The organism is Stenotrophomonas sp. ATCM1_4, assembly GCF_004348115.1.
Classification (GTDB): domain Bacteria; phylum Pseudomonadota; class Gammaproteobacteria; order Xanthomonadales; family Xanthomonadaceae; genus Stenotrophomonas; species Stenotrophomonas capsici.
Map to the genome: position 1 here is coordinate 2,010,122 of NZ_QPFB01000001.1, position 13,981 is coordinate 2,024,102.

The 13,981-nt window shown below is 67.8% G+C and carries 12 protein-coding genes; 1 reads left to right on the forward strand and 11 read right to left on the reverse strand.

Features of this window, described 5'->3' with window-relative positions:
- Positions 1-81 precede the first annotated feature (81 nt).
- From mtnA to rpsF, 10 genes are all read right to left on the reverse strand, one after another.
- A complete protein-coding gene (mtnA, locus tag ATCM_RS09235; protein WP_132864244.1) occupies positions 82-1,143 on the reverse strand; it encodes an S-methyl-5-thioribose-1-phosphate isomerase in 1,062 nt (353 codons plus the stop codon).
- A 34-nt stretch (positions 1,144-1,177) separates the two neighbouring features.
- A complete protein-coding gene (locus ATCM_RS09240) occupies positions 1,178-1,861 on the reverse strand; it encodes a DUF3011 domain-containing protein (protein WP_132864245.1) in 684 nt (227 codons plus the stop codon).
- A 238-nt stretch (positions 1,862-2,099) separates the two neighbouring features.
- Entirely contained in the window at positions 2,100-3,044 is a 945-nt protein-coding gene (gene epmA, locus ATCM_RS09245) for an EF-P lysine aminoacylase EpmA (RefSeq protein WP_132864246.1), read from the reverse strand.
- Positions 3,041-3,523, reverse strand: a complete 483-nt coding sequence (locus ATCM_RS09250; protein ID WP_132864247.1) for a GNAT family N-acetyltransferase — start codon at positions 3,521-3,523, stop codon at positions 3,041-3,043. The genes epmA and ATCM_RS09250 overlap by 4 nt, the downstream gene beginning before the upstream one ends.
- The gene (gene ligA, locus ATCM_RS09255; protein WP_132864248.1) at positions 3,520-5,994 is read right to left on the reverse strand and encodes an NAD-dependent DNA ligase LigA; all 2,475 of its coding nucleotides are present in this window, start codon (positions 5,992-5,994) and stop codon (positions 3,520-3,522) included. The genes ATCM_RS09250 and ligA overlap by 4 nt, the downstream gene beginning before the upstream one ends.
- 166 nt (positions 5,995-6,160) lie before the next feature.
- Complete coding sequence (gene zipA, locus ATCM_RS09260) at positions 6,161-6,898, reverse strand: cell division protein ZipA (protein WP_132864249.1); 738 nt, start codon at positions 6,896-6,898, stop codon at positions 6,161-6,163.
- Positions 6,899-6,946: 48 nt separating this feature from the next.
- Entirely contained in the window at positions 6,947-10,450 is a 3,504-nt protein-coding gene (gene smc / locus ATCM_RS09265; RefSeq protein ID WP_132864250.1) for a chromosome segregation protein SMC, read from the reverse strand.
- A 228-nt stretch (positions 10,451-10,678) separates the two neighbouring features.
- The gene (gene rplI, locus ATCM_RS09270) at positions 10,679-11,128 is read right to left on the reverse strand and encodes a 50S ribosomal protein L9 (protein WP_132864251.1); all 450 of its coding nucleotides are present in this window, start codon (positions 11,126-11,128) and stop codon (positions 10,679-10,681) included.
- Between the two features lie 123 nt (positions 11,129-11,251).
- Positions 11,252-11,482, reverse strand: coding sequence for a 30S ribosomal protein S18 (gene rpsR / locus ATCM_RS09275; protein ID WP_054666474.1), 231 nt, complete (start codon positions 11,480-11,482; stop codon positions 11,252-11,254).
- A gap of 11 nt (positions 11,483-11,493) precedes the next feature.
- A complete protein-coding gene (gene rpsF, locus ATCM_RS09280) occupies positions 11,494-11,925 on the reverse strand; it encodes a 30S ribosomal protein S6 (protein ID WP_132864252.1) in 432 nt (143 codons plus the stop codon).
- Positions 11,926-12,174: 249 nt separating this feature from the next.
- On the opposite strand from rpsF, the gene ATCM_RS09285 reads away from it, so the two are divergent.
- On the forward strand, positions 12,175-13,386 hold the full coding sequence (locus tag ATCM_RS09285; protein ID WP_132864253.1) for an MFS transporter: 1,212 nt from the start codon (positions 12,175-12,177) through the stop codon (positions 13,384-13,386).
- 107 nt (positions 13,387-13,493) lie between these two features.
- Here the strand turns inward: ATCM_RS09285 and ATCM_RS09290 are convergent, their stop codons facing one another.
- Positions 13,494-13,832 (reverse strand): iron-sulfur cluster assembly accessory protein, encoded by a 339-nt coding sequence (locus ATCM_RS09290; RefSeq protein WP_132864254.1) that lies wholly within the window; start codon positions 13,830-13,832, stop codon positions 13,494-13,496.
- Positions 13,833-13,981: the final 149 nt, after the last annotated feature.

Consider the following 13,981-nt stretch of genomic DNA (forward strand, 5'->3'; position numbering starts at 1 on the left):
GCGGGGGCCTTGCCGGGAGCCCCCTTGCCGGGCGTGGCTCGGCACTACCGGGGTGGACGCCGGCCCGGGCCGGGTGCCGGTTCAGGCGAAGGCCGCTGCCATGGCTGCGGCGTCCGGCTTCAGGATCACGCCACGCTCGGTGACGATGGCATCGATCAGCTCGCCCGGGGTGACATCGAACACCGGGTTCCAGGCAGCAATGCCTTCGGCCACGGTGCGCACGCCACCGACGCCGAACAGCTCGCCCGGATCACGCTGCTCGATCTCGATCTGGTCGCCATGGGCGGCGTTCATGTCCACCGTCGAGGACGGCGCCACCACCATGAACTTGACGCCGTGGTGGCGCGCGGCGATGGCCAGCTGGTAGGTGCCGATCTTGTTGGCGGTATCGCCGTTGGCGCAGATGCGGTCGGCGCCGACGATCACCCACTGCACCGCACCGGTCTTCATCAGGTGCGAGGCGGCCGAGTCGGCGATCAGGGTGGCGTCGATGCCGTCCTGCTGCAGTTCCCACACGGTCAGCCGTGCACCCTGCAACCACGGCCGGGTTTCGCCGGCAAACACGCGCGCGATATTGCCCTGCGCCTTGCCCGCGCGGATCACGCCCAGCGCGGTGCCAAAGCCCGCGGTGGCCAGTGAACCGGTGTTGCAATGGGTCAGAACCCCGCTGCCCGGGGCGATCAGGCCGGCGCCCAGTGCGCCCATGTGCCGGTTGGCCGCCAGGTCCTCGTCGGCGATGGCCTGCGCTTCCAGCGCCAGCACCTGCTTCCAGTCCGTCCCGGCTGTCGCCAGCGCCCGGCGCATGCGCGCCAGCGCCCAGGCCAGGTTGACCGCGGTCGGGCGCGAGGCATTCAGGCGCTCCAGCGCCGGCTCCAGCATCACCAGCGCCGCAGCGCCATCGGCCGCCTGCACTTCACGCGCCGCCAGCACCACGCCCCAGGCCGCAGCGATGCCGATGGCCGGCGCGCCCCGCACGGTCAACGCATGGATGGCCTCGGCCACGGCGTCGCTGTCATGGCACAGCACGTGCTCCACGACGAACGGCAGCTTGCGCTGGTCCAGCAGTTCAAGGGCGTCACCCGTCCAGCGGATCGGGCGGATGTGGTCGTAACGGGCGTAATCGATGGTGGGGATGGTGTTCATCGGGCCATTGTAATCGGCCCGCCTAGCGGCCCGTTCAATCGGCGGAAAATTCCGCCCGGCAACCTTTGTCGACCCAGATGCCGAAGCGATCCCAGCCCCAGCTGTCGCCCTCGCGGCAGGCCGCGCTGGACAGCTGTTCGACCAGGGTGACCCGGCGGGTAACGCTGACGCCGCATTCGCGGCGCAGCCCGCCCTTGGATTCGCAGACGACGCGGCGCGGGACGTCGACGAAGCCCGAGCCGTCCTCGGCGCCCACCTCGAACTGGCCCTGGCACCCGCGGCTGACCCAGATCTCGTTGCGGTCGTAGCCCCAGCTACGCCCTTCCCGGCACGGCAACACCGACTGCTGGCGCAACAGCCGCACCGGGGCACCACGCAGGACCACCGGGCAGGATTCGTAGCGCCCCTTCGACTCGCAGCGCACCACCCGCCGCGACACCCGCGAGCTACTGCCACGGCGTGCGAACTCGGCACGACAGCCTTCGCTGACCCAGATCGCGTCGCCTTCCACGCCCCAGCTGGTTTCGCGGATGCAATCACGGGTGGAGAGCTGGCGCACCATCTGCACGCCACGGGAGACATCCATCGGACAGAACACGCGTTCCATCTCGCCGGACTCGCAGCGCACGACCAAGGGCGCCGGGGTGTCAGGCCCGCCCCCCTGCGCTGCAAGCAGCGAAGGCGACACCAGCAACAACAGGCCAAAAACTCCCTTCATCCGATGCTCACGCCCCCTTGCAGCCTTGATGGATTCCGGCACGGGCACAGTGCCCGAGTGGTTGTGATCAAAGCATCATCATCGCCATGCCGGCAAGGCAGGTCCATGACCTGAACGGGTGATTGGCCTGAAATCATCGTCATTGCAGGGAATATTCAGATGATTCCTGTTCATCCCGCGATAGCGTCCTCGCCGATGAACGCCGCATCCGTTCAGGCCACGCGCATCGCAAGACGGTTCAGGCGTTGGCGAAGTCGAACGCCAGCACGTCGGCAATGCGCGAGGTGCCGGCCAGCGCCATCAGCAGGCGATCCACGCCCACCGCCACGCCCGCGCAGGCAGGCATCGACGGCAGCGCCGCCAGGAACGCCTCATCCAGCGGCAACACCTCCGCACCACGCGAAGCGCGGATCGCGAGGTCACGCTGGAAGCGCTGGCGCTGCTCCTGCGCGTCGGTCAGCTCGTGGTAGCCGTTGGCCAGCTCGAACGCCCCCAGGTACAACTCGAAGCGCTCGGCCACCGGCGGATCCTCCCTGCGGATCCTGGCCAGTGCCGCCTGGGTGGCGGGCCAGTCATGGATGACGGTGATCTGGTCGGGCAGGAAGTGGGCCTGGATGCGATGGGTCATCAGCAGGTCCAGCCAATCATCGCGGGTAAGGCCCTCAGGCTGGATGCCGACCTCACCCAGCGCCGCGCGCAGGGTGGCTTCATCGGCCAGGAAGGGATCCAGCCCGATCGTCTCCAGGAACAACTGGCGGTAGGTCAGTACGCGCACCGACGCTTCGCGGCCCACTGCGGCCAGCGCTTCGCGCACCAGTGCAACGGTTTCCTCGATCAGCTGGTGATGGTCCCAGCCGACGCGGTACCACTCCAGCATGGTGAACTCGGGGTTGTGCCGGCCACCGGCTTCGCCGTTGCGGAACACCCGGCCCAGTTCGTAGCAGTCGCCCACGCCGGCGGCCAGCAGCCGCTTGAGCGGATATTCCGGCGAGGTCCGCAGCCAGCGCAGCGGCGAACCGGCATCCACGTGCCCGGTGAAGCGGGTCTGGAAGCCCTCGATGTTCGGCTCGGTGTTGCCTGCGGCGGACATGATCGGCGTTTCCACCTCCAGCACCTCCCGGCGCGCGAAGAACGCGCGGATCAGTGCATTCAGACGTGCCCGCTGGCGCAATGCCTCGATCACGAGTGCAGCTCCCCGACCGCGTCGACCAGCGGCAACGTCAGGATGTCGCGTGCGTCATCGCGATACCCGGCCGACAGGTACAGCGACTTGGCCCGCGCGTTGTGGTGATTGACCTCCAGCCGGATCACCGCCGCGCCCTGCCCTGCGGCCCAGTCCCGCGCCAGCGCCAATGCCTGCCGGCCCCAACCACGACCACGCGCGGCGGGCGCCAGGTACAACTCGTCGAGCAGAACGAAACGACCTCCCTGCTCGACGCTGAAACACCACCCCAGGGTCACGTAACCCGCTTCGGCAACCGCCTCGGAGGACAACAGCAGGACGGCGCCGCAACGCGCATCCTCCAGCACCGTGCGCAGGCCGGGCTCGACCAGCGCGGGCTGGTAGGTGATGCGGTCTTCCGCATAGAAATCACGGACCATGCCGATGATGCGCGGGAAGTCCTGCGCATCGGCGACACGGCATTTCAGTTCGTCGCTCATGCCTGCTTCCCGTTCTCGGCGAGGAAGGCCAGCAGCCGGGCTTCATCCCACACCGCCACGCCCAGTTCATTGGCCTTGTCCAGTTTGGAACCGGCCTCTGTGCCGGCGATGACGAAGCTGGTCTTCTTCGACACGCTGCCGGCGACCTTGGCGCCCAGCGCCTCCAGCTGCGCCTTGGCGTCGTCGCGGTTCATCTGCGCCAGCGTGCCGGTCAGCACCACGGTCTGGCCTTCCAGCGGACCGGCCGCCTGCTGCTGCGCCTCGGGCGTCAGCGCCAGCAACTGCTGCAATGCAGCCCCGGCGGCGGAGAACAAGGCGGCGTTGGCATCCACGTCCAGCCATGCCACCAGCGCATTGGCGGTCTCCGCCGGCAATCCGGCGGTGACGAAGTTGTGCGCGCTTTCATCGCGGATCGCCTCGGCCGAGGGGAACGCTTCGGCCAACTGCTTGGCCCGTACCGGCGTGACCTTGGGAATCTCCAGGTCCTGCAGCAGGTTGGCCAGGTTCAGCTCGGCGCGCAGCTTGGCGTGGGGGGCGTGTGCATCGGTGATCTGCACGCCCCGTGCCAGCAACGCATCGATGGCCTCCTGGTTGCCCGGCTGCGCCATGAAGTGGCCGATCGAACGCGCGACTTCGCCACCGATGTCGGGCACCCGCTTGAACAGCGGCCACGGCATGCGGCGGATCAGCGCCAGGTCACCAAACCAGACCGACAACGCCTTGGCGGTGCTCTCGCCGACGTGCTCGATGCCCAGCGCGAACAGCAGCCGGCTGAGCGTGGTACTGCGGCTGTTGGCGATGGCGGCGATGAGGTTGTCGGCCCACTTGGTCGCGATCTTCTTCGTGTTCCATTCGAAACGGGCGGGCACCGACAATGCCCGCGCACGCCAGCCGGCGTCGGCCGCGTCCAGCCGGAGGATCTGGTTCAGCGTCCCGCCGCTGCCTTCCGGTGTCAGATGCAGGCTGAGCTGCGATGCCAAGGCCTCCGGCGATTCGGCATCCAGCGCCAGCTTCAGCACCAGCAACTGGTCGCGCTGCAGCGCGTACAGGTCGGCCACGCCGCGCACAATGCCGGCATCCACCAGCGTCTCGATGTACTTGTCACCGAGCCCATCGATGTCCATGGCCTTGCGCGAGGCGAAATGGGCAATGGCCTCCTTGCGCTGCGCCGGGCAGCTCAGCTCACCGGAGCAACGCCATACGGCCTCGCCTTCCTCGCGGACGATTTCCGAACCGCACACCGGGCAGTTGGCCGGCATCTGCCACGGCGTGGTGCCCTCGGGGCGGCGGTCGGTGATGACGCTGACCACTTCCGGGATCACGTCACCGGCGCGGCGCACAATCACCGTGTCACCGACGCGCACGTCCAGGCGGGCGATCTGGTCGGCGTTGTGCAGGGTAGCGTTGGTCACCACCACGCCGGCCACGTGCACCGGCTTCAGCCGTGCCACCGGCGTGGCCGCGCCGGTGCGACCGATCTGGATCTCGATGGCCTCGACCGTGGTGGTCTGCTCCTGCGCCGGGAACTTGTGGGCGATGGCCCAACGCGGCGCACGGGCGACGAAGCCCATTTCCTGCTGGCCTTCGCGGTCATCAAGCTTGTAGACCACGCCATCGATGTCGAAGGCCAGGCCGTCGCGGCGCGCGCCGATGTCGCGGTAATACGCCAGCAGGCCATCGGCACCTTCCACCACCTGGCACAGGTCGCTGACCGGGAAGCCCCAGCGCGCCAGCTGGGCCAACGTGCCGGAGTGGGTGGGTGGCAGTTCACCGTCGACCTCGCCCAGGCCGTAGGCATAGAAGCTCAGCGGGCGTTGGGCACTGATCTTCGGGTCCAGCTGGCGCAACGAACCGGCCGCGCCGTTGCGCGGGTTGGCCAGCACCTTGCCGCCGTGCAGGCGCGCCTGCTCGTTGTAGCGCTCGAAGTCCGCGCGCGGCATGTAGACCTCACCGCGCACTTCCAGCACGTCCGGCCAGCCCTCGCCCTGCAACTGCTGCGGGATCACCTTGATCTGGCGCAGGTTGGCGCTGACGTCCTCGCCGGTGGCACCGTCGCCACGGGTCGCGCCCTGCACGAACACGCCGTTCTCGTAGCGCAGGTTGATCGCCAGGCCGTCGAGCTTGGGCTCGGCGGAGAACATCAGCGTCGGCCGGCGCAGGCGCTCGTCGATGCGGCGCACGAAATCGCGTACTTCCTCGTCGCTGAAGGCATTGCCCAGCGACAGCATCGGCACCGCATGCACGACCTCGGGAAACCGCGAGGACGCCTTGCCGCCCACCGCATGGGTCACCGAATCGGGCGAATCCAACTCCGGATGCGCCGCCTCCAGCGCCTCCAGCTCACGGATGAGGTGGTCGTACTCGGCGTCGGGAATGATCTGTTCGTCGCGCTCGTGATAGGCGCGTGAAGCGTCGGTCAGCAGCTTTCGCAGCTCGGCGACGCGCTGGGAGGCGGGGGTGTTGGAAGTCATGCGGTGATTTTAAACCGCGAGGGTGTGGATGCGATGAGGGCCGGAGCCGTTGTCCTCGCGTTGGCGGCACTACCTGCCAACGGAGGTTCTCATCTGCGGCCCGAGGAAGATGCGAAAGGCCCCCTCCCCGGCCCTCCCCTTGCCTGCGGCAAAGGGAGGAGGAAGATCACCAGCGCGGCGACTTGGTCAGCGGCGGCGCCTGGTGCTGGCGATCGTAGGCGCGCAGCTCGTCGCGGATATGCGCGATGCGTTGGCGGCCGAGGGCGTTGCGGCTGTCATCCAGCACCACGCCGTCGAGCAGCTCGCCCATGCGCTGCACGGTCGGCAGCATCTTTTCCCAGGCGTCCAGCGCGGTCATCGGCGCCGGCAGGGTGAGGAAGAAGGCGATGGCCGGGGTCTCCATCTCACGGATGTTGGCCATGTCGAAGCTGCCCGGCTTCATGATGCTGGCCATCGAGAAGATCGGCCCCCGCTCCGGGTGGCCCTCGACCAAGCGGTGGAACACGCCCATGTAACCGAAGACCAGCCCGGTCTTCTCGGCGGCCACCACGATGTCCTCGCCACGCAGCACCTGGCCGGCGCGGGCGGCGACGTACAGGGAAACGATCTTGTCGAAATCCTGGCTCGGGCGCTTGCCCAGGTCGCTGCCACCGGCCGGCTCGGTGTCGGGCAGGCCCAGCTCGGCCTGGGTGACCGGTTCGCCATCGGCACCTTCGCCCGGCGCACCGCCCTCCTCCACCGCGCCCAGTACCGGCTCACGCCGCGACGGGCGCTCGGCGGTGTCCACCGGCTCCTTGCGCTTGCCCTGCGCCGCCTTGCGGGGGCGGCCAAACAGGAAGATGGCTGCAATCAGCAGCAGTCCGGCAACCAGAATGCCGATACGCAACAGTGCCATGTCGGACATGCGTGGGAATCTCCGGGTAAATCGTTCAGGTGGCTAAAGAATGGCACGTCAGGCCGCGCCCGCCAATCGCGCGGCTTCTTCCAGGTCCACGCTGACCAGACGGCTGACGCCCGGCTCGCGCATGGTCACCCCGGAGAGCTGGTGGGCAGCCTCCATGGTGGCCTTGTTGTGGCTGACGAACAGGAACTGCACCTTCTCGCTCATTTCCTTGACCATGTTGGCCAGACGGCCGACGTTGGCCTCGTCCAGCGGTGCATCCACCTCGTCCAGCAGGCAGAACGGGGCCGGGTTGAGCTGGAAGATGGCAAACACCAGCGCCACCGCGGTCATCGCCTTCTCGCCGCCGGACAGCAGCGAGATGCTGGACACGCGCTTGCCCGGTGGGCGCGCCATGATGGTCACCCCGGTGTCGAGCAGGTCTTCGCCGGTCAGCTCCAGGTAGGCATGGCCGCCGCCGAACAGGCGCGGGTACAGCGCCTGCACGCCGGTGTTGACGCGGTCGAAGGTGTCCTTGAAACGGCCGCGGGTCTCGCGGTCGATCTTGCGGATGGCGTCTTCCAGCGTCTCCAGCGCGGTGGTCAGGTCCACGTTCTGCGCGTCCAGGTACTCCGAGCGCTGCGACGCCTCGCCGTACTCCTGGATCGCCGCCAGGTTGACCGGTTCCAGCCGGCGCATGCGCGCGTCGATCTGGTGCACGGCCTGCTCCCAGTCGGACAGGCGCGCGTCCTCGGGCAGCGTGTTGATCACGTCCTGCAGGACGAACCCGGCCTTCTCGACCGCGCCGGACAACTGCTCGGCGCTGAGCACCAGCGCCTGCTGGTCCAGCTTGCGCTGGGAAATGCGTTCGCGCTGGGCCAAGGCCTGCTCGTCGCGCTGCTGGCGGGTCTGCTCCAGCTTGCGCAGCTCGGCGTCCACGCTCTCCAGCAGCGCCCGCGCCTCGCCCAGCACGCGCTCCACGCGAACCCGCTCGCCCAATGCGTTCTGGTGCTCGGCTTCCAGCGCCTGCACCGGCGTGTCACCGTCATCCAGCTGCGAATGCAGTTCGCCCAGGCGCGAATCCAGTTGCCCGCGCTGGCTGCTCATGCGCTCCAGCGCCTGGCTCAACGAGGCGATCTGGGTACGCTGCGACTCCAGCGTCAGGGCCAACGCATGCATGTTGTCGCGCACGCTGCGCGCGCCGTCGCGGGCCAGGTCACGTGCTTCGGTGAGCTGCCGGCGTTCGCTTTCCAGCGTCTGCTTGCCCGATTCCAGGTCGCCCATGCTCGACACCGCGTCTTCCAGCCGCACGCGTGCCTCGCTGGCCTGCTCGCGGCTTTCATCGAGTGCTTCGAGCAGCTGGGCCAACTCGTTCTCGATGCGCTCGATGCGGGTCCGCGCGGCATCCACGCGCCCCTGCTGGCTCTGCAGTTGCCCCGCCAGTTCCGACGTCGCGCGGTGCGCCTGGTACAGGGCCCGCTGCGCTTCCTCGCGGTGCTGCTCGGCGGCCAGCAACTGCTCGCGCAGGCTGGCCAGTTGTTCGACCAGCTCACCTTCCCGGGCCTGCAGGCCCTCGATCTGCTCACGCAGGGAGACGATCTCGCGCTCACGCAGCAGCGCACCCTGCTGGGCGGCACCGGAATGGGACACCTGCAGCCAACCGTCGCCCAGCCGCTCGCCGTCACGGGTGATGACCGCATCGCCCGCCGGCAGCTTGGCCTGCAACGCCCGCGCCTGGGGCAGGTCCTCGGCCGCGTGCAGATGCATCAGCAGACGGCGGATAGCCAACGGCCCCTGCACCTTGGCGGCCAGCGAGGTCGCGGCGAAATCCGCCTTGCCTTCGTCAGCCGACACCAGCGTGATGCGGCCTTCGCCGAGTTCGCCCAGCGCCTCGACCAGGGTTTCCGGCGCTTCCACCAGCACGCCTTCGATCAGCTGGCCCAACGCGCTTTCCACCGCGTTTTCCCAACCACCTTCGACACTGATGCGCTCGCCCACACGCGCCGCCGAATCCAGCCCGCGCGCCTTCAACCAGGCCACCGCGGCACCCTGCTCCTGGCCCAGCGCCGCCTGCTGCAGCGCTTCCAGCGATGACAACCGGCCGCGCGCGGCCTGCACCTGCTGGCGCACGTCGGCCAGCTCGGACTGACTGCCGCTCTGCGTTTCCTGCAGCGTCGCGGCAGCCTCCTTGCGGGATTCGACCTGCTCGCTCAGCTCGTCGACCGTGGTTTTCTGGGTTTCATGCTGCAGTTGCAGTTGCTCGAAGGCCTCGGCCAGCGCGTCCAGGTCCAGGCTGGCACGCTCTGCACTGAGGGCTTCGCGGCGGCGATCGGCCTCCAGGATCTGTCGATCCAGGTAGTCCACGCGGGTGCGCTCGACTTCGCCGGAACGAGTGGCTTCGGAGGTGTTGCGGGTATGCGCCTCCCAGCGCAGCTGCCAGTCGGCCAGCCGGGCCTCGGCCTCACGCAGGGCTTCCTGGCGGAATTCGTTCTCTTCCTGCAGTTGCTCCAGCTTCGGCTCGGCCTCGTCGACCGCTTCACGCAGCACGATCAGGCGGGCTTCGTCGCCGCTGATGTGCTGGCCCAGGTCGGCCAGCGCCTGCCGGGTCTCGTCACGCGCCTTGTGCAGGCGTTGCGCCATCTCGCGCTGGTGCTGGATCTGCTGTTCGAGGCGGGCCAGCGTGCTGCCCACCTGGTAGACATCGGCCTGGGCGCGATTGAGCGCCTCGGCGGCCTCCTCGCGGCGCACGCGGCCGGTCTCGATGCCGCTCTCGGCCTCGCGCTGCTCGGCGATCAGCTGCTGCAGCTTGGTTTCCTCCCGCGACAGCGCCTCGCGCAGCCCACCCAGGCGGCCATCCAGCCCACGGAACTCCAGCGCCTTCCACTCGGCATCCTTGACCCGGCGCTCTTCCTGCAAGGCCTGGTACTGCTCGGCCTGCCTGGCCTGGCGCTTGAGGTGCTCCAGCTGCTTGCCGATCTCCTCGCGCAGGTCGTTCAGGCGGTCCAGGTTCTCGCGGGTGTGGCGGATGCGGGTCTCGGTTTCCTTGCGGCGCTCCTTGTACTTGGAGATGCCGGCCGCCTCCTCCAGATACACGCGCAGGTCTTCCGGGCGCGCCTCGATGATCTGGCTGATCATGCCCTGCTCGATGATCGAGTAGCTGCGCGGCCCCAGGCCGGTACCCAGGAACAGGTCGGTGATGTCGCGACGCCGGCACTTGGTGCCGTTCAAGTAATAGTTGCTGCTGCCGTCGCGGCTGACGGTGCGCTTGACCGAGATCTCGGTGAACGAGGCGTACTCGCCGGAAATGGTGTGGTCGGAATTGTCGAAGATCAGCTCGACCGTGGCCTGCGACACCGGCTTGCGCCCGGAGGCGCCGGAAAAGATCACGTCGGTCAGCGAATCGCCGCGCAGGCGGCTGGCCGAGCTCTCGCCCATCACCCAGCGCACCGCGTCGATGATGTTGGACTTGCCACAGCCGTTCGGGCCGACCACGCCGGTCATGTTGGTCGGCAGGTGCAGCGTCGTGGGATCGACGAACGACTTGAAACCAGAGAGCTTGATCGTGGATAGACGCATGGATTCGGGCTGTTGGCGGGCCCCGGCGTTCCAGCCGTTGCCCGGAGGGAAACTCCGGAGGTTCCGTTTCCGCCCTCAAGTCATTGATATCCGTGGAGATTCAATGTTCACGAGGCGGCATTGGCAACCGAGTATAGCGACACCCTTGGTTCACGGGCGGTTGGCGGCGGCCGGGCAAAAGAAACGGGCGCCTTTCGGCGCCCGTTCTTTGCAACCCGTGCGGCAGGATCAGGCGTCGGCTTCGACGATGACCTTGACGGTGGTTTCCACGTCGGCGTGCAGCTTGACGATCACGTCGTACTCGCCCACGTTGCGGAACGCGCCTTCGCCCAGGATCACTTCGCTCTTGCTCAGCTCCAGGCCGGCAGCGGTGAAGGCTTCGGCGATGTCGCGCGGGCCAACCGAGCCGTACAGCTTGCCTTCGGTCGAAGCGTGCGCACCGATGGTGACGCTGGCGCCTTCGAACTTGGCAGCGCGGCTTTCGGCGCCGTCATGGGCGGCCTTGGCCTTGGCTTCGTACTCGGCGCGCTTGGCTTCGAACTCGGCAACGTTGCTCTCGGTGGCCGGGACGGCCTTGCCCTGCGGCACGAGGAAGTTGCGGCCATAGCCCGGCTTCACGTCGACCAGGTCGCCCAGGCCGCCGAGGTTGGTCACTTTCTGCAGGAGAATCAGCTTCATTGGTAGTGCTCCGTTATTCGTTAGCGGCACCCGGGGGCGCCGCAACGCTTGCTGTCCGAATGGACGGTGTAGACAAGACCGGAGCGCCCGAACCGGCAGGGCCGGCCAGCGCTCCGCGCCTGATCAGACGTCGTGGTTGTCCGTGTACGGGATCAGGGCCAGGAAACGGGCGCGCTTGACGGCCGTCGACAGCTGGCGCTGGTACTTGGACTTGGTGCCGGTGACGCGGCTCGGAACGATCTTGCCGTTCTCGGTCAGGTACTGGCGCAGGGTGTTGAGATCCTTGTAATCGATCTCCTTCACGCCTTCGGCGGTGAACTTGCAGAACTTACGGCGACGGAAGAACTTGGACATGAAAGTGCTCCTTATTCAGCAGAAGCGGCGTCGTCGCCGGCTTCGTCGTTGTTGGAAGTGGCACCTTCTTCGTCGTCACGACGACGACGCTCGCCACGCTCGGGCTTGTCACCCTTCTCGTCCTTGCTCTTCATGATCAGCGACTGCTCGGTGTCAGCCTCGTCACGCTTGATGACCAGGTTGCGCAGCACGGCGTCGTTGAAGCGGAAGCTTTCGGTCAGCTCGTTCAGGACCGACTGGTCGGCTTCGATGTTCAGCAGAACATAGTGGGCCTTGACCAGGTTCTGGATCGGGTACGCCAGCTGGCGGCGGCCCCAGTCTTCCAGACGGTGGATGGTGCCGTTGCCGGCTTCGACCAGCGCCTTGTAGCGCTCGATCATGGCGGGAACCTGTTCGCTCTGGTCCGGGTGGACCAGGAACACGACTTCGTAATGACGACTCATGTTTTCATACCTTTCGGATGTAGCCCTTGCGGGCCGGACAGCCCCCCGCCGTGGATTGCGGTGGGGCAAGGGATCCAGCGCCGGGGCGCAGGAAGCCGGCAATTATCCACCCGAACCGGCCCGCAGGCAAGTCAGGCAGTGCGCCCGGCTGAACACAGCATCCGATGCCTGCACCCGGCCCGACCAATCAACTGCTGCGCCGCAGCAAGTACACTCTGTAACCGCTTCCACGCCGCACCCGGAGCCCTCGTGCCCCCTCTGCCCTCCCTGGCCGCCTCGCTGAGCCCGCGCCAACGTACCTTCATCCTCCTCGCCCTCTCCCTCGGCGGCTTCGCCATCGGCACCAGCGAATTTGCCAGCATGGGCCTGATGCTGGAGATCAGCCGTGGCCTGACCATCAGCGAAGCCCAGGTCGGCCACCTGATCAGCGCCTACGCGATCGGCGTGGTGGTGGGCGCGCCGGTACTGGCCTTCGCCGGCGCCAGCGTGAGCCGGCGCACCCTGCTGTTGTGGCTGATGGGCTTCTATGCCGCCGGCAACCTGGCCAGCGCCCTGGCGCCGAACTACGCCACGATGCTGCTGGCCCGCTTCGTGGCCGGCCTGCCGCATGGCGCCTACTTCGGCGTGGCGATGCTGGTGGCCGCCTCGATCAGCCCGCCCGAACAGCGCGGCTCGGCCGTCTCGCGGGTGCTGCTGGGACTGTCCATCGCCATCCTGGTCGGCAATCCATTGACGACCTGGCTGGGCCAACAGTTCACCTGGCGCACCGCCTTCGGCCTGGTCAGCCTGCTGGCCATCGCCACCGTGCTGATGGTCGCCCGCCAGCTGGCCCCCGACCCGAACGAGGCGCGCACCACGCCGATGCGCGAGCTGCGCGCCTTCAACACGCCGCAGGTCTGGCTGGCGCTGGCGATCGGCGCGATCGGCTTCGCCGGCATGTTCTGCGTATTCACCTACCTCGCACCGACCCTGGTGCATGTCACCGGCGTGGACGAACGCTGGATGCCGGTGGCGGTCTGCCTGTTCGGCGTGGGCGCCATCATCGGCAACGTGGCCGGCGGCAAGCTGGTGGACCGGTTGCAGTTCCGCGCCGCCGGCGTTTTGCTGGCCTGGTCGATCGTGGTGCTGCTGCTGTACCCGCTGGCCGCGCACTCGGCCTGGGCGATGGCGCCGGCAGTGATCGCGGTGGGCACCATGGGCGCCCTGGCCGCGGCCCTGCAGACCCGTCTGATGGACGCCGCCGGCGAGGCCCAGACGCTGGCCGCGGCGTCGAACCATGCCGCGTTCAACACCGCCAATGCGCTGGGCCCCTGGCTGGGCGGCATGGCGATCGGTGCAGGATTCGGCTATGGCTCGACCGGCTGGGTCGGCGCCGCGACGGCGGCGGTCGGCCTGCTGCTGTGGGGCGTGGCGGTGGCGCTGGAGCGTCGCCAGGCGCCGGCAGGGCAAACCTGCACGTAATGCCGGGCCATGCCCGACACGCTTGCTGGGCACGGACGCCCGGCGGGAATCCGTCGGGCAAGGCCGCAGGACGCGCGGTTCGGCGCCAGCGCGGTTGGGCGGTCGACTCAGCCCAGGGCTTCGTCGGTGGTGAAGCTCTCCCCGCACCCGCATTCGGCGGCGGCGTTGGGATTGTTGAAGGTGAAGGTCTCGCTGAGGCCATGCTTGCCGAAGTCGATCTCGGTGCCATCCACCAGCGGCAGGCTCTGCGCATCGACGTAGATGCGCACCCCGTCCTGCTCGAACACGGTGTCGCCTTCACGCTGGTCCTTGGCCAGGTCGGTGATGTGCCCCCAACCGGAGCAACCCGTGCGGGTCACGCCAAAACGCAGGCCCAACGCACCGGGCGTGGAACTGACGAAGCGCTGCACGCGCGAATGGGCGACGGGGGTCAGATGAACAGCCATGCGGGGCGACTCCAGCAGATTTACGGTCCAATTATAGATGTGGCCAGGCTCCGGGAAGCGCAAGCGTTGATAAATGCCTCGCGTGCCCGGCGTTTAGGTCGCTAAAATCACGCATTCACAGATCGAGTCGATCAACAGAGGATTCAAGT